Annotated in this window: 16 protein-coding genes and 1 pseudogene; 10 read left to right on the top strand and 7 right to left on the bottom strand. The window is 44.9% G+C overall.

What is annotated here, in order from left to right; genetic code table 11:
* The first annotated feature begins 36 nt into the window (after positions 1-36).
* From L5M37_RS06990 to L5M37_RS06980, 3 genes are all read left to right on the top strand, one after another.
* Positions 37-690 (top strand): peroxiredoxin-like family protein, encoded by a 654-nt coding sequence (locus L5M37_RS06990; RefSeq protein ID WP_131523606.1) that lies wholly within the window; start codon positions 37-39, stop codon positions 688-690.
* Positions 691-789: 99 nt separating this feature from the next.
* Entirely contained in the window at positions 790-1,425 is a 636-nt protein-coding gene (locus tag L5M37_RS06985; RefSeq protein WP_131523605.1) for a DUF2913 family protein, read from the top strand.
* A 145-nt stretch (positions 1,426-1,570) separates the two neighbouring features.
* A complete protein-coding gene (locus L5M37_RS06980; protein ID WP_263199913.1) occupies positions 1,571-2,323 on the top strand; it encodes a substrate-binding periplasmic protein in 753 nt (250 codons plus the stop codon).
* A gap of 80 nt (positions 2,324-2,403) precedes the next feature.
* Here the strand turns inward: L5M37_RS06980 and L5M37_RS06975 are convergent, their stop codons facing one another.
* Genes L5M37_RS06975 through L5M37_RS06965 form a run of 3 tightly spaced genes read right to left on the bottom strand, consistent with a single transcriptional unit; the run spans position 2,404 to position 5,728 of the window.
* A complete protein-coding gene (locus tag L5M37_RS06975; RefSeq protein WP_263199912.1) occupies positions 2,404-2,925 on the bottom strand; it encodes a hypothetical protein in 522 nt (173 codons plus the stop codon).
* Positions 2,926-2,943: 18 nt separating this feature from the next.
* A complete protein-coding gene (locus tag L5M37_RS06970) occupies positions 2,944-5,067 on the bottom strand; it encodes an aldehyde ferredoxin oxidoreductase (RefSeq protein WP_263148864.1) in 2,124 nt (707 codons plus the stop codon).
* Positions 5,068-5,083: 16 nt separating this feature from the next.
* Positions 5,084-5,728, bottom strand: a complete 645-nt coding sequence (locus L5M37_RS06965; protein ID WP_263199910.1) for a 4Fe-4S dicluster domain-containing protein — start codon at positions 5,726-5,728, stop codon at positions 5,084-5,086.
* A 355-nt stretch (positions 5,729-6,083) separates the two neighbouring features.
* Between L5M37_RS06965 and L5M37_RS06960 the strand changes: the two genes are divergently transcribed.
* Positions 6,084-8,453, top strand: a complete 2,370-nt coding sequence (locus L5M37_RS06960; RefSeq protein ID WP_263199908.1) for an OmcA/MtrC family decaheme c-type cytochrome — start codon at positions 6,084-6,086, stop codon at positions 8,451-8,453.
* A 158-nt stretch (positions 8,454-8,611) separates the two neighbouring features.
* Here L5M37_RS06960 and L5M37_RS06955 read toward each other — a convergent pair.
* Positions 8,612-10,263, bottom strand: a pseudogene (locus L5M37_RS06955) (flotillin family protein).
* Positions 10,264-10,299: 36 nt separating this feature from the next.
* Positions 10,300-10,935 carry a YqiJ family protein gene (locus L5M37_RS06950; RefSeq protein ID WP_131523602.1) on the bottom strand — a complete coding sequence of 212 codons (636 nt, stop codon included), beginning with the start codon at positions 10,933-10,935 and terminating at the stop codon, positions 10,300-10,302.
* Positions 10,936-11,374: 439 nt separating this feature from the next.
* On the opposite strand from L5M37_RS06950, the gene L5M37_RS06945 reads away from it, so the two are divergent.
* From L5M37_RS06945 to L5M37_RS06920, 6 genes are all read left to right on the top strand, one after another.
* A complete protein-coding gene (locus tag L5M37_RS06945; RefSeq protein WP_263199906.1) occupies positions 11,375-12,880 on the top strand; it encodes a carboxypeptidase M32 in 1,506 nt (501 codons plus the stop codon).
* A gap of 415 nt (positions 12,881-13,295) precedes the next feature.
* Positions 13,296-13,793 carry a GNAT family N-acetyltransferase gene (locus L5M37_RS06940; protein WP_113939489.1) on the top strand — a complete coding sequence of 166 codons (498 nt, stop codon included), beginning with the start codon at positions 13,296-13,298 and terminating at the stop codon, positions 13,791-13,793.
* On the top strand, positions 13,790-14,140 hold the full coding sequence (locus L5M37_RS06935; protein ID WP_006082592.1) for a DMT family protein: 351 nt from the start codon (positions 13,790-13,792) through the stop codon (positions 14,138-14,140). Before L5M37_RS06940 ends, L5M37_RS06935 begins: the two co-directional genes overlap by 4 nt.
* Positions 14,141-14,169: 29 nt before the next feature.
* Positions 14,170-14,427: a DUF2960 domain-containing protein gene (locus tag L5M37_RS06930; protein WP_006082593.1), complete on the top strand. Its 258-nt coding sequence runs from the start codon at positions 14,170-14,172 to the stop codon at positions 14,425-14,427.
* A 58-nt stretch (positions 14,428-14,485) separates the two neighbouring features.
* Positions 14,486-14,995 (top strand): RDD family protein, encoded by a 510-nt coding sequence (locus tag L5M37_RS06925; RefSeq protein ID WP_263173219.1) that lies wholly within the window; start codon positions 14,486-14,488, stop codon positions 14,993-14,995.
* Positions 14,996-15,053: 58 nt separating this feature from the next.
* Positions 15,054-15,704: an OST5 family protein gene (locus L5M37_RS06920; protein ID WP_263199904.1), complete on the top strand. Its 651-nt coding sequence runs from the start codon at positions 15,054-15,056 to the stop codon at positions 15,702-15,704.
* Positions 15,705-15,763: 59 nt separating this feature from the next.
* On the opposite strand, the gene lptG is transcribed toward L5M37_RS06920, so the two are convergent.
* Positions 15,764-16,822 carry an LPS export ABC transporter permease LptG gene (lptG, locus tag L5M37_RS06915; RefSeq protein ID WP_105251819.1) on the bottom strand — a complete coding sequence of 353 codons (1,059 nt, stop codon included), beginning with the start codon at positions 16,820-16,822 and terminating at the stop codon, positions 15,764-15,766.
* Complete coding sequence (gene lptF / locus L5M37_RS06910; RefSeq protein ID WP_113939369.1) at positions 16,819-17,931, bottom strand: LPS export ABC transporter permease LptF; 1,113 nt, start codon at positions 17,929-17,931, stop codon at positions 16,819-16,821. Before lptF ends, lptG begins: the two co-directional genes overlap by 4 nt.
* Between the last annotated feature and the right edge of the window lie 218 nt (positions 17,932-18,149).

Here is an 18,149-nt window from a genome sequence, read left to right as displayed (position 1 = left end):
AAAACGAAGAAAACAAAACCAAATTAAGGACTTTATATGCAAACCGCTTCGATGTTACACAGGTTTTACTGCACAACCATCTTACTACTAACAAGTCTAACGGCTATTGCGCAACCCATTGCTAAGGATGAATTTTCCATCAGTCCGCTACTTAATGGTCAGCAAATCCCTAAGGTAAACTTGCAAGATATCAATGACAAAACGGTCGATTTAGCAGAATTAACCCAGAAAAAACCAACCATTTTCTTCTTTTACCGTGGTGGCTGGTGCCCATTTTGTAACAATCAAATGGGGCAACTAAAAGCGATTGAGCCTGAGTTATTAAAAATGGGCTTTCAGTTAGTGGGAATTTCACCCGATACGCCAGCTCAACTTAAGGTTTCGGCGGCAAAAAATGAACTTAAATATCTGCTGCTTTCCGATGAAAAAATGCTGGCATCCCAAGCCTTTGGTTTAGCTTTTTACACTAGCGAAAAAGTGACTGAAACCTATACCGCACGCCTTAAGCTCGAGAATCCTTTATGGATCACCCCTGAAGGTGCCAAACGTTTAGTCTTACCTGTACCCGCCATTTATATCAGCGACGACAAGGGATTGATTCATTTTCAATATATCAACCCAAACTACAAAGTAAGGCCCGCGCCAAAGCTGATTTTAACCGCCGCGAGTTTGGTGGGATCGCAAGAATAAATATCGGTTTAACGACCGCTTTGCTAAACTAGCTCCGCCGCAATCAATATCGTCCAAGTTCAAATAGATAACATCACTTCAGCCCGCGGCGGAGTCATAATGAATTCTCAAACCTATAACCAAGCTGTGCTCGAACTCGCCCTTGCGGGTCTTGCCGATTTAACCGCTTCAGCACAGACCAAGAAAGCCCAGCGCACCTCTGCGCAGGAAAGTCATTTTTTGTGTAATTGGATGGTCGAGTCCTTAAAGGAAAAACGCTTTTCTAAATTGGTAGCCGACGATCTCACGGCTTGGATACGTTTGGCTCGCAGCCAAGGTGCGGGCGCCGAACTCAAGCGTTTACTAGAAAGGATAGTGTATCAATATCAATCAGTTGAAACATCGGAGCCCGCTTTAGGTACGGCATTAAATGCCATGATTGAGACCTTAAAACAAGCCGATTGGTTAGTCTTTACTGACACTGAAATCAGTGCCAAGCTGAAACTCGATGGTGATGGTCAATCTAGCTTAGTGATTGATGCCAAAGAATTTAATCAACATATTAAAGACAATCAGCTGATCAAGCCAATCAACTTATATGTCCGCGCCGATGAACAGACACTAACGCGTATCGCCCTGTCCCATGGGTTATTGCTCAGCCAAGGCAACAAGAAAACCAGTTTGATTAAGCACCATAAAACCTATCAAATTTTCCCTAAAAATCAGCAACCCGCCCTGTGTCAGCTATTGGCTTAAGGTGTAATAGCGAAAAGCAGAAAATAGCTTGAATATGGCGGATGTGACTGATTGTGATCCAATAAACAATTCATTCACACAGTTTAGGTAGAATGGCCATCGGATAGGCCTTGGCTAAAGCAGAGATAACAAGGATAAAAGCAATATGGTTAAGCGATGTTTGCAGTATAAACACTTAGTTCGATTTGCCTTGTTCACCCTTTGCTTGACTCAACAGCATGCCTTTGCGGAACAGCTCAAATACAATATCACTGGCTCCTATTCTTGGTATCCGTATTTTATCGGTGATCAAGCCGAGGCGCCGGGGATGATCACTGAGCTTATTCCGATGATTTTATCTATGGCTGAAATCAAAGGTGAAATCCTAGCCCTGCCGCCAAAGCGCACCAATAATGCGCTAGAAACCGGTCAACTCGACTTTGATATCGTCAGCCCTAGTTGGTTTGAAAAGCAGGATTTAGGGCCGCTGTTTGTCAAATCGGCCCCCATAATGCAAATCACTGAATATGTGGTCACATTGCCAGAGAATGTCAGTAAATATAAAGATATCAGCCAGATAAAAGGCCAAGAAATAGGTACAGTGCGCGGTTCTTTATATCACGACGATAAAGATTTTATCCGTGCTGACTTTACCTCAGAGCAGGAACTGATCAAAGCCTTAGATAAACACAGAGTCAATGCCGTTATTGCTGGTAATTACCCAGCCTTGTATTGGTCGACTCAGTTGCGGATCCCTGTCGCACTGGCGGCAGTGCATTCTGATGGTGACTTAGTGTTTAGGTTGCGAAAAGAACATGCCGATTTGCTTCCTGCCATCAATCAAGCCATAGCGACACTGAAGGCCAATGGTAAAATTGACGAAATCATCAAAAAGTACACTCAAACGCTGGCAAGCTAATTTCACGCTATCCATATGAGATATTTGCGATAAAAAAGCGCCCGAAGGCGCTTAATCAATATCAATAAGGTAGCAGAATCTCAGTTTGACCATTCACAAGGATCATAATTAGCGAGGACGGCCGCATAGCTGTGACTCAACCCCAGAGTAGAGTAGTAATAACCTTTCCCCTGATTGTCCACTGCATAATGGATATCCTCGGCCCCTAGCTGTTGTGGTAATTGCTCACGCACATTGGCTAATGTAGGCTCATCATAAAGATAGGGGGCAAACGTCAGTACACTCTCCAGATAGACCTCAGTATGGCGGCAACTATTGCGACGGATCTGGGCAATAATCGCATCAAACGCTTCACCCCGCTCCAATGCTAACCATTGCTCAGCGTAACGTTCAACTATGCTTCTGTCGGAATAGAAGAAATACCGCTTATCCGACAAACGCATCTGCACATCCTTGTAAGCCTCATTGAGGATCAGGCGAATATAACTGTTAACCGTTTGCTCACTATCCCACTCGAGCCCTGCCACGGCGGCGATTTGCTCCGCCGTGACTAAGCGTCCGTGTTGGCTAAATACCCTGATATAACCGACAAGTTCAATCATAGTGTCCAACTATAGTGTTCAACTGGGTAACAGGCCTCGCGCCGCCAATCTATCGGCAACAAAACCTAGGCTAAACTTGTCGAGCGTGGCCCGAGTTGGCGCACCGGTTTGAATATCCCAACCAAAGGCTTCATAGAACATGTCCAGCGCCGTTTGCATGTCAGCGCGGTCCATCTTGATGGTGCCCTCTTGACCGAAGTTTTTATCTGGATTCAAATCATAAACCCAGTCACTGAGCACATCATGCTCTTCGCGCATATTGCTTTCATTCATTTGCAATACGGTTAAGGCACGGTGTAAATGCAGCACTCTTTCCGCCTTAAAGTCCAATTCCGTTTCTGTGGTTTCAATCCCAGTCACTAAACTGAACATCTGCGATTCAATGGTGCTATCGCCTTCATAGTTGCGATTTTTATCCGGTGATGCCAGCAGTGGGAACATCCAATTACACAGTGTCAGAGAGTCATGTAATACGTTTTTCACCAGCGACCATTTTGCAAAACGGATCTTAGCCGCATTGATTGGGGTATACCAATTCACCTTATCGAATGCACCTTCACCCCATTTTTTCTCGGCAATCGCCACTGTCATATCGTGTGGCAAACCACTGTTAACTATGTTGATGTGGGAATGGCACTGAGCATCACGGTTAAAGACGACGTTGATTAACGTACCCACCTGACCCGCGGTTTCACTAGCATGGTGCACGGCAGCATTGGTTTTTTTGTTGAATACCTTAGTGGCACTTTCTTTATGAATATCCCAATGACCTAACTTGGGATTGGTTCCATCTAAACCCCAGCGTTTGATCAAATCATATAAGCCGTCGGCCATATGGGAGATTTCACCTTCTTTAAACGCCACTCGGCGATAAAAATCAAGTAAGAAAGCGGGATCTTGGTTATCCCAGAGCGCCCAAGGAATACTGTTAAATTCATCTTCAGGTAATAAATGCTTAAACATATCCTTTGTTTTTAGGAATTTAAATAGATGTGAAATGGAGCCATAGTTACACCAAATACCATAGTCATCGAGAATATGAGCCCCTAAAGCGCCCGCCATAGCATGTGCTTCTGTACCATTTTTGGTGCCCATTAAATACTGCGGTACGAGGAATCCCATACAGACGTTAGATATATGTTCGGTTTTACGACCGTATTTGCTTTTCAATTCAGGGACTTTTAGCTCGCAGAAGCAACGTATTGGGCATGAATGACAGCCTCCCGTACGCTTCATCCACTTATTGGCGTATTCCACACCTATGTAGCTCTCTGCCATTGAAGTTCGAAACCCAATACGATTGCGTTCATTCCATGGCACTTCGCCTAAATCGATTTCTTGATCGGCAGCGCCCCACTTCAAACCGGGCCGAGATTTCCAGCGGCTGATAGGTGCTGAGTACTCAGCCCAAGATTGCGGCGTTGAAGGAACGACACCATTATTGTTGGCACCGATAATACCTAAAATATGGTCATCTAAGGCACGCATCTTTTCATTATTGGCGGCGATTTTAACGGCGCCAGTGCCGATAATGCCGATCCCTTTACAATTTTTGGACCCCATTACCGAGCCATGACCACCTGCTGAGTGCCCGCCCTGAGTCATAATGACAGAAAGAGGCACTTGGTTTTCACCCGCTTGGCCAATCGCAGCGACTTGTGCATTGGGTCCCATCATTTGCGCGATCATAGCGTGGGTATCAAATATACCTTTACCCCATAGGGCATCGGCAGGTTCAATCGTGACCTTATCATCCACAATTTTAAGCCACACAGGACTGCTCGCTTTGCCTTCTATAGCAATCGCATCGAAGCCCGCAAATTTCATTGCGGGTGAAAAATGCCCACCAAAGTGACCATCGGCAATCAGATGTTTTTCAATTACGGGACTACGGGAAGTAATGGTTGTTCGTCCAGTACAAATAACGCCTGAACCCGTTAATGGTCCGGCAGAAAAGACAATAATATTATCTGGGTCGATTGCTGTAATATTATCCTTATGATCATCCCACAATATTTTATAACCAATCCCCATACCACCGATATAGTCATAATATTTATTGATTGGCTCATACCATATATGATTAGTTGTTAAATTAACTCTGAGGACTTTACCCGCCCAACCACCTATTTTATCACTCATATTATTTCTCCTGAATTTAAGAAACTAAGCCGGTATATTTTTCATATTGTTCTAATGCAGCTTCAGCCTCTTCCCAGTTATAAAATTTAATTGCACCTGTAGGACAAACTTGCGCGCAGGCAGGTTTACCGTTACATAAATCACATTTGACGGCTTTCATTTTACTGCGAACAACTTTAATGACTTGTTGAGGACACTTATCTGCACAATAACCACATCCGACACAACGTTCTTCATCAATCACTTTGGCGCCAGTTTGTTCGTTCGTTGAAATAGCTTGCTGTGGACAAACTTCAGTGCAAACTTCGCAGTGGCGACAAGTGGAAGGAACAACGGTTTTATCGCCGCATTCTCCTCGTTGTATTTCATAGTCAAATTGCACACCATGTGGGCCATAGTTCATATTTCTTTCTACTTTGACGCGGGCAAGTGTCGGACTGCTATCCCCTTCATGGTTCCAACCACAGGCAATTTCACAGCGTCTGCAGCTAACACAAACCGTAGGGTTCACCACCATGAGTCCACCAGGCATGACTTCTACTATCTCTTGGCTATTACTGTCACTGCCACAACCGGTCAGAAAACTTATTAATGTTCCGCTATAAACTGTACCGACAGTAACGCCCATACCGCCTTTAAGCATTCCTCTTCTGGTAATCATATTTGATCCTTTATTAGTCAAAGCAATATAATTAAAATATGCATACACTTTGATTCCCGACAATTTATGCTAAAGTAATTATGTCTTTGATTTTTAACCTGCGTCACAATTACCCATATTGGGGCATTATTAGATCAAGTTACACGACATGCATCAGAGTAACGTTTTCAAGAATTAACAATTCAACATCTAGCAAATTTAAATAATGCCTCACTTCAAATTACTTTAATATAATTAACAAATAACTTTTAAATTTGGTTAATTAAGTGCAACTCGACTCATAACTAAGTTAATATCTATACCGCATACATTCCGATAAGAGTCCCGACAGAATCTAATTAAAAAGGAATGGAAAATGATGAAAACGAATACCCGTTCTCAATGGAAAATCTTTACGCCAATGGCAGTCGTAGTCTGTCTGATGACAGCCTGTTCCGATGGTGACGATGGGAAAGAAGGTCCACCAGGGATTGTGAGTATCAGCATTGAACAAGCGGATACACTCAAAGCGACAATAGAAAATGTGGTTATCGATGCACAAACTCATGTGCAGGTCGATTTCTTCCTCAGCAATGCCAATGGTATTGCGGTCACAGGACTAGAAAACCTGAAGGAGCTAGATACCTTAGGTGTCGGTATTGCCAAATTAGCACCGCCGCAGGAGCACTATCAAATCACCCAAGCCGCGGCGAATGCTATGGCAACAACTGGCACAGAAGTCACTAACTCTGCAGCAAGCGCGACAGATGCTGCGTTGCAATGGACCAGTTACATCAATAATCAAGTAGAACCTGCCACAAATGCCCAAGCGAATGCACAGACTCAGTGGCAAGCTGGCATTGAAAGCAGCTGTAAAACGGCGTGTCTAACCTCATTAGGCGCGGGCCAATACCGTTACACTTTGAGTAAACCACTCACGGGTTACTCCCAATTTACGGGGATAGATACCCAGTACTCGCCTGAGCTCACCCACAGGATTTACCTAGAGTTAAAACCGTTAGCAAACAGCACAATCGACACTCAGTTGATCAACAGCGTGTACGATTTTGTGCCCGCCACAGGACAGACTGTCGCGGCGGATATGGGCCGTAAAGTGATCGCGCCGGAACAAGCCTGTTTTCGATGCCATAACCCAGACTTAGCCAATACCGATACTCGCCTTTTGATGCACGGCAATAAACGTTTTGCCTTTGAGGGCTGCGTTGTCTGTCACACGACTTACTCTGGCGATCCTGAAACGGGTAATAGCCTTGATATGGCGACATTGACACACCAGATCCACCAAGCCAAATATCAAATTGTAGGTTACAAGGGGCAGCTATATGACTACGCCAATGTGACCTTTCCCGGTGATATGACCCAATGTCAGCAATGCCATATTCCCGGCGCAACGGCGCAAAGTGGCAATAGTAATATCCCCAGTAAAACCGCATGTCTTGACTGTCACAAAGCGCAAATTCCCGCAGATTGGAATGGCACTGTAGCGGGGTTATTCCACAATAGGGAAATTTTTGCCAACCCATGGACACTGGGCTGTAGCGGCTGCCACCCTGATAGCACTAATCCTGAAGGTGTTGGGCTTTTCCACAATGCCGCCGTGAAAACAGCCACTAAGCTGGTGAGCGATTTCCAAGTTAAGTTACTGAGTTCGCAGCTAAGCGTTGAAGCTAAGACCCTTGCGGTGACATTGCAAGTGCAGCAAATGGAGCAACTGCCCGCCAGTCAGCCTATGATAAAATCCTTCTGGTTGATTGCCACTGGTGAAACAAATAGCGCGAACATGCCAATCAATAACGGCCAGCGTAAAGTGTGGGATTTATTAGCAAACACGAGCGACGTCGCCTTAAAAATTACCGCGCCCAATCAGCTAACCGTCACTATATCTAACCTGTCGGCTGCCGATTTTGGCGATCTGAGTCAGTCAAAACTCTACAGTAAACTGGTGCTCTGTGCCGATAAAAATACTGGCTTTGCCGTTAACTGTAATATCGCAAATCAAGAGGTGAGTCTCAGTGCCATTAATTTGCTAAGCCTGCAAGGTCAAGCTGTTACTGCAAAAGCTAAGGTCGATGAACAGGCCTGTCGCCAATGTCATGATCAAGGATTAGAAGATAGAGTTCTGTCAGCGCATCAAATGAAAGGAATTTTTGAACCCAATAGCAGCTGTGGCACCTGTCATGCACCGCAAACGGCAACCGCACTGACCGATGGGCAATGTCAAAGTTGCCACAGTAATGATGCGATTATGTATCTCAATGCCAATGTGATGCATACTCCTGGGGCCAGCCAAATCAAGCCCTATCGCACCATCAACAATACTTTGAGCTACAGGGAAATGGTGCATTCACTGCATGCGGGAACCCGCACTGTAGTGGGTTTTGACAACCCACGTCCCGAACTCACTTACCCTAATGCAAAAAATAACTGTAGTGTTTGTCATAGCACAGGACAGCTCAGTCTCGAGGGGCTAAGTGCACAGCAATCCCTGTTAGTTGCGACACCCGATGCAGCCAACATAGGGCAAATTGCCGAGTACTCACCAACCTTAGCAACCTGCACGGCATGTCACACGCTTATCGATAGTTTAGTCGTCCATGCACGTAGCTTTGGCGGGGTTTACCAAAGCGATGCCAGCGGTGGTCGAATTTACCAATCAGGACAGGAGTCATGCGCAACCTGTCATGCCGAAGGTCGCTCATCGGGGGTCGACAAGGTACACAAATAAGCCGTTAGATTTGATTTAATGCCAAAAAAAAACCGCTCACCATAATGGTGAGCGGTTTTATTTCATTCGTCCTATTTATCAATCTTTTGTCCGCACAAGGCTCAAAAGAGCAACGGCGAGCGCTTTACTTGATTTGACTTAGTTTAATGTCGTTGAGATTAAGGCTTGAGCACACTTTGGCTCTCTACTACCTGCGTTTGGCTATAGTCCTTAGGTCTAGAGTTCGACAAGGTAACACCACTTAAGGCTTCGGCGGTTAAGGTGTTATTGCCGTTCAATAAATCATTCAAAGTTCCAGAGTCGCCATTCACTAACCCTAACTCCCTGAGCATGGCATCGATAACAGGCGCATTGGCGCGATAGTTTAACGCTGCACTGGTCACTTGCTCTGCGATACCACCTTGATGGTGAGCACCTTCGCCACCCGCAGCAAATTGATGACCTGCACTATAACCTTGAAGAATCTTAATACCTTCGATATTTTCTAACGGCTTAACCGCTTGAGCCACGATTTCAGGCAAGGCCTTCAAAATGGCGAGGGATTTTTGCAGGGCAATCTGCTCATCACTCAAGACGTTTTCAGCTTCGTAAAGCGCTTGTTTACCCGCAGCTTCAACGGCATACACTTTTTCATCCGCTTCGGCCTGCAGTTTTTTCGCATCGGCACTGGCGCGCGCTTCAATCAGAATCGCACTCGATCTGTCTTCAGCTGCACGTTTCTCAGCTTCGGCCTGCACTGTTACGCCGACTGCATCACGCTCAGCTTCCTTACGAGCATCAATCACTTCAATCTCTTTGCGACGATTAGCTTCTGCCACTTGGCGCGCTGTGATTACCGCTTCTTCTTTTTCAACTTTCAGTTTTTCGGCTTCAGCTGCACGGGCACGAGCTGCTGATTCTTCTTCAGATTTGGCCGCAACCGCAATGCGTTTTTCCTGCTCAGAAACTTCGATATCCCTTTGCTGTTGAATGCGCGATTGCTCAATCGACTTATACTTTTCAATCTCACGGGTTTCGATATCTTTGGTCTTTTCGATTTCAGCGGTTTCAATGGCGCGCTCTTTAGCAATCTCGGCTTCGCGTTCTTCACGGGCCTTGTTTTCTTTCTGCTTAATAATCTCTGCTTTTTGATCGGCGCGTTTAAATTCGAGTGACTGTTGCTGGATCAAGCGCGCTTCTTCTTCCGACTTTTCAATCTCTAGGGATTCCTTTTCAGCTTCGAGGTTACGCTGCTCGATCTTAATGCGGTTTTCCTGCTGAATATCGTTGGTTTCTTTGCGTTTCTCTTCGATAATCTTCGCCAGACGCGCACGACCTTCGGCGTCAAATGCGTTGTTTTCATTAAAAAACTGCAAATCAGTTTGATCGAAACCCGTTAATGAAACCGATTCGAGTTCGAGACCGTTTTTCTCCAGATCGTTGGCGACGTTATTTTGCACCCGTTGCACAAAATCGGCACGCTGCTCATGCATTTCTGTCATGGTCATTTCGGCGGCCACGGCACGCAGCACGTCGACAAACTTAGACTCCATCAGCTTTTTAAGCTCTTCAACGCGGTTTGTACGCGTGCCTAAGGTTTGCGCTGCCATTTTACCGAGATGGTTTCATGTAATACAGGCAACACAATAGCGCCGCCATCTTTAATGATTTTCTCACCCCCAAAGCCGGTACGCACAAAGGCCATTTCTTTGGTTGCACGTTTATATAACTTAGCGAAAATTAACCCGATCACAATGAGGCCGAGTAGCACCATACCCGCAACGAGCAAAATAAAACTACCGGATGAACCTACGTTTGTTAACACATCCATTTGATTTCCTTTCAATTGATTTATGGCTTGGGAAGATTAATTATCAAAACGCGTAGCAGACCAGACGCGGCCTTCTCGCTTAAGCAGCACGACTTGAGTGCCTGAGGCAAACTCGATATCCGAAGTTTCGGGCTCGACTAAAACGTAATGTTTTTGTTGATGTTTATCGCGAACGACAGCTTCAGAGGGCATGCCTTTAATTGCGCAACCTAAGGTGATAGTGCCGACATAGCCGCTAAGATCATCTAGCGAGATCGCACTCGATTCATTTTTAGGTAAATGATCAGCAAGCACTCGGCCAAAATAACGGCAAGAAAATGCACTGGCGACAATAGCAATGGGTAAAGTGAACAGTTGCGGCAGTAAAAAACCGGCAACACTAACACTGATAAAATTGACGATATAACCCGCAATCGCAAAACTGGTCAGCGCAAGCACAAACCAAATAAGTAATGGGAGTCTATTTAGACACAGCCAACCGGCAATGCCCGTGAGTCCACCCGCGCCCACATCAGCATCATATTCCACATCAGCAGGCACCCATTGGTCTAACGCACTTAACATGCTTAAACCTATGAATAATGCGAAGACTTCAAACACACCAAGGGCCAGTACGCAGGCAAAAGCTATGGTGTAAGGTAAATTAGGCTGTTCAACTAAAAACGCCCACATAGTCATCTCCTTGAACAATACAGCATTCCATTTATTTCACTGTAATTATCGACTTAACCACAACAGAATAGCAAGGCAAGCACAATTTCCAAACTAAAAATTGTCCCTAAAATAGATTTTGACTATCACTCTGCTGCGCCAAAATCGCGTGGCCATCTTCGCTGCTAGTACCCTATCGAAAACCACTTTAACACTACAACTCTCTTTTTAACTTAGCCCGCTAGCGCTGCAAATAGCCGTAATCGCCATATATGGCGTGGATGCCATTTATTCAGGAGCAATAAATGGCCTTGCCTCAAGTGCGTTACTATAGCGTTAATATCAGCCCACTGAGTCCTGCATCTTCAGGTTGTTTGAGTATACTGTTGACGTCATTGTATGATCATCCTGTTATTGTTATTTATTCGCGCAGGATTTGATGCGCCAGAAGGGAAATTCCATGGACTCACCCAAGAGCAAAGTACCAACACCAAGTTACGATAAACTGACAGCACATTTTCAAAAAATTTCTCACTTTGAACATTTCAGCGCTCTTGGTGACTGGGATCAAGCAGCCATGATGCCTATGGGCGGTAATAGCGATCGCGGCGATGCAATGGCTGAACTGGCGCGACATATCCACACACTCAAAACCTCAACCGTCTTAGCCGAACACTTACACAGCGCGACGGACGAATCTCTCACAACGGAACAACAAGCTAACCTGCGGGAAATGCAGTACCAATATCAACAGGCAAATTTAGTGCCCGGCGATCTCGTGCAAGCCAAAACTAAAATGGCCTATCAATGTGAGAATGCGTGGCGTGAACAACGTAAAAATAATGACTGGCAAGGCTTTAAACCAAACCTCAAAGCGGTAATTGCACTTGCTAAGGAAGAAGCGCAGATCCGCGGCGAAGCCCAGAATATTTCCCCCTATGATGCCCTGCTCAATAAATTTGAGCCGGGAATGACCTCGGCAAAGCTGGAGCAAACCTTTGGCGGACTGAAAGATTGGCTACCGACACTCATCCAAGAAGTGCTGGCTAAACAGGCAAACGAGCCTAAGTTAACGCTAAATGGTCCCTTCGATGTTAGCGCGCAGCAAGCCCTTGGCCGAGACGTAATGGATTTTCTGGGGTTTGACTTTAACCACGGTAGGCTGGATATCAGCAGCCATCCATTCTGTGGCGGCGTGCCAAGCGATGTACGGATAACGACTCGCTACAATGAGGCTGATTTCAGTAGCGCTATCATGGGTATAGTTCATGAAACAGGCCATGCCAGATATGAGCAAGGTTTACCTAAAGCGTGGCGTGGACAACCTGCGGGACTGGCGCGTTCTATGGGTATCCACGAGAGCCAGAGTCTATTCTGCGAAATGCAACTCGGGGCAAATCCGGCATTTTTACGCCAATTGCAGCCTAAAATTGCGCAACATCTTAATTGTCATTTTAGCGCCCAAGAATTAGCACAGCATTACACCCGCGTAGCGCCCGGACTTATCCGCGTCGATGCCGATGAAGTCACCTATCCTTGCCACATTTTACTGCGCTTTGAGGCAGAAAAAGCCTTTATCGACGGCAGCTTAACCGTAGAGGATTTGCCTGATTTTTGGTCGACGCAGATGCAACAACTGCTGGGGATTAATACCGATGGCAACTACCAAGACGGTTGCATGCAGGATATCCATTGGGCCGTTGGTGAACTAGGGTATTTCCCAAGTTACACCTTAGGCGCCATGTATGCCGCCCAATGTCGTTTTGCGATGGAAAAAGCCTTAGGGCCAATTGAAACCCTAATCGATACAGGCAAGTTGAACTCGGTATTCCAATGGCTGAGTGAACACATTTGGTCTAAGGGATCTTTGCTCACAACCGATGAACTGATACGCCAAGCAACGGGTGAAACCCTAAATGGTCAATATCTTGAGCGTCACCTGCGCCAACGATATCTGGGCACTTAACCGCTGCTAATGCTTATACCCAAGCTACCTGAAGAGTCGAGTTTCAGAGCGCCTAGGGTGCATCAATTCAAGGCGCATCAATGACAGAATGTCGGCCACCTTTTGAATTGATGCAACACGGAAGTGAAGTGCCCTAGGCGCTCCGTCCCGGCGGGTTTTAACGCACTTTATGCTGCGTTGGTTATTTTTAACTTAGCCCGCTAGGTCTGCAAATAACCGCCTTGCCTAAAGTGCGTTAAATTCCCGCTGAATCCTGTATCTTCAGGTTGTTTGGGTATACAAGCGCTGAAAGCTCAGTTTATACGGGTTTTAAAGCGCTTTATATTGCCGCTGGAGCCTGCATTTTAACGCTGCTTGAGGTTATAATGCCGAGCTTATTTGAATCAGGACTCTTGAAACAGGATAAATGTCAGCCATGTTACTGCGTGCAATCACCCCAGAGGATTGGGATGCCATTTTAGCGATCCAAGACGAGTGTTACTCACAACTGGATCCTGAGCCACTGCACGTACTGCAAAGTAAATGGCAGGTATCACCTCAGTCCTGTTTTGTGTTCGAAGTGGATAAGTCGGTTGTCGGTTATTGCTTGGCTCACCCATGGACCGCCAATATGCCGCCCGCGCTATATCAGCCCATCACCCATTTACCTAAGGCTGATACCTTATACCTACACGATATTGCGATTTCAGCCAAAGCCCAAGGTTTAGGCGCTGGCGCTAAGGCGCTGACCCGCCTAACACTATTGGCGGATCGCTATAATCTCAATTCCTTATCCCTAGTAGCCGTACAAGGTGCCGACAGCTATTGGCTTAAAATGGGTTTTAAACCTAAGGCAATCGATAAATGCCTTGGCAGCTATACTGACGATGCTATGTATATGATTTATAAATTTAATCATAGAGATGAAAAATGAATCCAACCCTAACCACTATCGGTTTACTTTGCTTAAGTAATATTTTTATGACCTTTGCTTGGTACGGGCATTTGAAAACGCTAGGCTCAAAACCTTGGATTATTGCGGCCTTAGTGAGCTGGGGTATCGCCCTATTTGAATACTTGCTGCAAGTGCCTGCTAACCGTATCGGCTACACAGTAATGAATGTCGGCCAGTTAAAAATTTTACAAGAAGTCATCACCTTAAGTTTGTTTGTCCCCTTTGCCTATTTCTATATGAAAGAACCATTGAAGCTCGATTATCTGTGGGCAGGACTGTGCATCTTAGGTGCTGTGTATTTTATTTTTAGAAGTGAATTTAATTAATTTCAGACTTATTTCAGGAGAGCTCCCCCATGGCCCGTCAAGTCACTTATACCTTCAAAGGTAAGACTAAAACTATCGCCTTTAGCTACGACAAACACCATGATTTATATGAAGCTGTGGCCGAAGCCGAGGGCATAGATCTGACCAAATTTTTGGCTATGGAGCAACAAGTCGCCATGACATCTCGTAAAGGTGCCAAGGCTGAAAAAGAATTCAGGAAAGTAGAGTTTGCCCGCTTTGGTTTTAGCAATATCCACTTTGTCAGAGATGAAGAACCTGAAGCCTAGGCTAATGTATTAATTGTTTTTGTATTAGCTGTAAGCACTTCAATAACAGGACACTATAATGCTCAATACCGAACATGCTAACTTCCCCCGCGCAGGATTCTTCCGCCGCCTAGGCGCTGCAGTTTACGATTCGATGTTAGCCGTGGCCGTCTATATGGTTGCTGGCGCAATGGGCTTTGGGATTTTCTACGGCCTCACCGCTTCAGGACTGGCTGGCATGAATGGCTTTGAGCATGTCTCAGATGCACTCAATGGCACGCCAGCTTATCAGGGAATTTATCAACTTTGGCTTGCCTTGTGTGTCGGCACTTTCTACGCATTATTCTGGAGTAAGGGCGGTCAAACCTTAGGGATGCGCGCTTGGCGGCTTAAAATTCAACATCCTAATGGCCAAAACTTAAGCCTGATCACTGCCTACGCTCGCATCATTTGGTCACTGCTCGGCATTGGCAATTTATGGATTTTAATCAATGATGATAAGCGCGCACTGCAGGATATGATGACTCGCTCGGAAGTGGTTGTATTGTCTAAAGAAGCTAACCAAATGCGTAACTGGCACGGCGCTTAGTAGTCAAAAGTATGATTAAAAAAACTGGGCTAAATAAGGATATGCTTTGGTAAACAATATGGATAAAAAAATTAGCTCTGATTTACTAATTATTCTGGCTATGTTCTTTATAGCTATAGCGTTAATAAGTTTAGGTTGGATTTTTGGAAAGTATGTAAACTCATCACTAATCGGAAATTTATTCGACTGGCTTGTTAAGTTCGTAACTATTTTAGGTGGATTTGCTACTGTGTTCACTGCATATATAGCCGGAAAAGCTTTGAATACATGGAGAACACAGTTTGAACACACTGAACGATATAAAGCTATAGTGGATTTAGAAAAGTCTTATAGACAATACATAGATAGTTTTTACATTTATCTTGATGCCCATATAAATTCTTGTAGATTGAAAAAGGAAGCTAAACTTTCTCCTAAAAATAGAGACATTGCTTTAAATGTAAACGATTACAGAGCCTCATGGGAACAAGCTAATGACCAATTTCAGAAATCATATCAATGGGCTAGAACATTTTTAATTGCAGAAGATATTGAAAATTTAGAAGGATATAGATATCAAAAGAATGAGCGCGAAGGAACTTCCTATTTTGAGAATACAAATATTCTGATGCAAAAAATAATACAATCACCAACGACTCAAAATCGTGAAACTTTTCAAATTTATTCATTTGAACTAATGAAAGAATTACTCGCATTAAGAAAAAAATGAACAAATGAAACTTAATAAAAAACGACGCTTTTGCGTCGTTTTTTATTATCAAAGCGGTATCATCGCCGGATAAAGTAGAAGGCAACGCCGGTAAACAGCAAGCTTGGTGCCACTGCCCCCACATAAGCAGGTAGCTCATACACTATACTCATGGGGCCAAAAATCTCATTACTGATATAAAAGCTAAAACCTGCTACGACCCCAAGTAATACGCGCGCACCCATAGTCACAGTCCGCAGCGGACCAAATACAAACGACAGTGCCACTAACATCATCACTGCGACCGTCACGGGCTGCATCACCTTGCGCCATAAAGCAAGCTCATAACGGCTGGGATCTTGACTGTTAGTTTTAAGGTAATCAAGATAACCGACCAGACCACGTATAGATAACGCCTCGGGTTTAATCGACACTACGCTGAGCTTATCTGGCGTTAAACTCGATTGCCATTGGTCTTCTTCAAGATACTCAAGCACGACTTTTTCATAACTTAAATCAGTACGTTTAACGTCAAATAAACGCCAGCGATCTTGGGAAAATACCGCTCGGTCTGCGTGAACTACGTTAGTGAGCTTAAGTTCGCTATTGAATTTATAAAGCGTGATATTGCTGAGTTTATTGATGTTTTCAACTTCACCAATATTAACGAACAAATCACCATCCTTTGCCCAAATTCCACGGTGGGACTTAATTAAACTCCCTCCAGAGAGTTTAACAGCTTGTAACTCATTGGCTTTTTGCTCAGCAATCGGTGCGCCCCATTCCCCTAAAACCATCACCAATAACATCAAAGGCACAGCAGTTTTCATCGCCGACATAGTGATCTGTAAACGTGACATGCCAGAAGCTTGCATCACCACAAGTTCGGAATTTGATGCCAACATTCCCATACCAATCAAAGCGCCTAGCAAGACGGCCATAGGGAAAAACATTTCAATATCCCGTGGCACTAAAAATAAAACATAGATGCCAGCATCCATCATGCTGTAGGTGCCACGGCCAACTAAACGCAGCTGATCAACCCATTTGATGATGCCCGACAAACCAGTCAACACCAGCAAACAAAGCGCTGAAGTGCTTAACAATATTCTGGCGATATAAAGGTCTAATATCTTCATGCTGCCACCTTCTTATTGGCAAACAAGGACGATATACGACTGAAAATAGGCCTATCTTTGCCGAGCAAGAATAACCCCATCAAGAGCGCAGAAACATGGATCCACCACATACCTAAATACAATGGAATAATCCCATCTTGCAATGCCTTACGTCCCGCGACCATTAGCCCAAAATAGCCAAGGTACAAAAGTACTGCTGGGAACATCTTAGCGAACTTACCTTGGCGCACATTCACCCGCGCCAACGGCACAGCAATCAGGGTCATAATTGGAATCGCGAGCGGGATAGCAAGACGCCAGTGGAATTCAGCAGCGGCTTCAGCACCTTCAATTTTAACGAGTTCATCAACGGGCAGTGCAGATAACTTTCGGCGACGCTCATCAACTTGCTGCTCTTTAATTTGCATTTTATAACCACCAAATTCGATCATTTGGTAGTCCTTCGCCTTCGGGCTGCCTTGATAACGCACACCGTCATTCAAGTTCAATTGTTGAGCACCTGAACTATCTTCCTGTACTCGTCCACCTTTAGCCACCACGACATTGGTCACGCCAGTTTCATCATCAGGATCAGGTAACTGGGCTACAAACACTTTATCTAACTCGTTATCTTTACCAATACGCTCAACAAATAATACCGCGCGACCATTGGGACTCGCCTGAAAACGCCCTTGGATTAAGGCGGCAAGACCCGCTTCGGACTGGGCTTTTTCGAGCACTTGGTTTTGCTGTTCTTCTGCCCAAGGAGCAACATAAAGGGATAAATAGCCAGTAAACAGCATATTGATCACGGCGAGGATCAGCGTTACGCGGGTGACATACCACTCACTGACCCCAACACCGTGGAGGATGACCATTTCATTTTCGGAATACATACGGCCGTGGGCCAGTAAAATACCCAAGAACAAACTTAGCGGCAGCACTAAGATCACCAGATAAGGCAAGTTAAGCCCAATCAGAGTCATGATTAAAGAGGCGGGAAAATCGCCGTCGGAGGCATCGGCCAGTATACGCACGAAATGCTGGCTAATAAAAATAGTTAACAGCACTAAAAGTACCGCAATTTGTGCCTTTAAAACTTCTCGAATAAGGTATTTAAATACAATCACAGGCAGGATCCGGTCTCTAAACTTATCTTTTTGCTGGTAACAGACTAACTTTCATGTAAACTGTTTACTTTTGATAGTTTTCTGACCAGCTTCAGGGGTTCTAGGTAAACTTAACGTCACGAAATGCGTGACTCAAGCGCCGAGAATAAATCACCTTTGGAGTAATAACTTAGGCCCTTTTCGGGACAAGCAGACATTATCCAATAAATATAAAAATT

This window comes from Shewanella sp. SM69 (assembly GCF_025653985.1).
Lineage (GTDB): Bacteria > Pseudomonadota > Gammaproteobacteria > Enterobacterales > Shewanellaceae > Shewanella > Shewanella oncorhynchi.
The sequence above is the reverse complement of the archived record's forward strand: the minus strand, read 5'-3'. Positions and strand labels throughout refer to the sequence as shown.

Bases quoted from the DNA above. Each gene is read 5' to 3' on its own strand.
- L5M37_RS06930 (WP_006082593.1), top strand. From the start codon at position 14,170: ATGGCCCGTCAAGTCACTTATACCTTCAAAGGTAAGACTAAAACTATC.
- L5M37_RS06975 (WP_263199912.1), bottom strand. From the start codon at position 2,925: ATGATTGAACTTGTCGGTTATATCAGGGTATTTAGCCAACACGGACGC.
- L5M37_RS06925 (WP_263173219.1), top strand. From the start codon at position 14,486: ATGCTCAATACCGAACATGCTAACTTCCCCCGCGCAGGATTCTTCCGC.
- L5M37_RS06940 (WP_113939489.1), top strand. From the start codon at position 13,296: ATGTTACTGCGTGCAATCACCCCAGAGGATTGGGATGCCATTTTAGCG.
- L5M37_RS06945 (WP_263199906.1), top strand. From the start codon at position 11,375: ATGGACTCACCCAAGAGCAAAGTACCAACACCAAGTTACGATAAACTG.
- L5M37_RS06965 (WP_263199910.1), bottom strand. From the start codon at position 5,728: ATGATTACCAGAAGAGGAATGCTTAAAGGCGGTATGGGCGTTACTGTC.
- L5M37_RS06950 (WP_131523602.1), bottom strand. From the start codon at position 10,935: ATGTGGGCGTTTTTAGTTGAACAGCCTAATTTACCTTACACCATAGCT.
- L5M37_RS06985 (WP_131523605.1), top strand. From the start codon at position 790: ATGAATTCTCAAACCTATAACCAAGCTGTGCTCGAACTCGCCCTTGCG.
- L5M37_RS06920 (WP_263199904.1), top strand. From the start codon at position 15,054: ATGGATAAAAAAATTAGCTCTGATTTACTAATTATTCTGGCTATGTTC.
- L5M37_RS06935 (WP_006082592.1), top strand. From the start codon at position 13,790: ATGAATCCAACCCTAACCACTATCGGTTTACTTTGCTTAAGTAATATT.
- lptG (WP_105251819.1), bottom strand. From the start codon at position 16,822: ATGAAGATATTAGACCTTTATATCGCCAGAATATTGTTAAGCACTTCA.
- L5M37_RS06970 (WP_263148864.1), bottom strand. From the start codon at position 5,067: ATGAGTGATAAAATAGGTGGTTGGGCGGGTAAAGTCCTCAGAGTTAAT.
- L5M37_RS06980 (WP_263199913.1), top strand. From the start codon at position 1,571: ATGGTTAAGCGATGTTTGCAGTATAAACACTTAGTTCGATTTGCCTTG.
- L5M37_RS06960 (WP_263199908.1), top strand. From the start codon at position 6,084: ATGATGAAAACGAATACCCGTTCTCAATGGAAAATCTTTACGCCAATG.
- L5M37_RS06990 (WP_131523606.1), top strand. From the start codon at position 37: ATGCAAACCGCTTCGATGTTACACAGGTTTTACTGCACAACCATCTTA.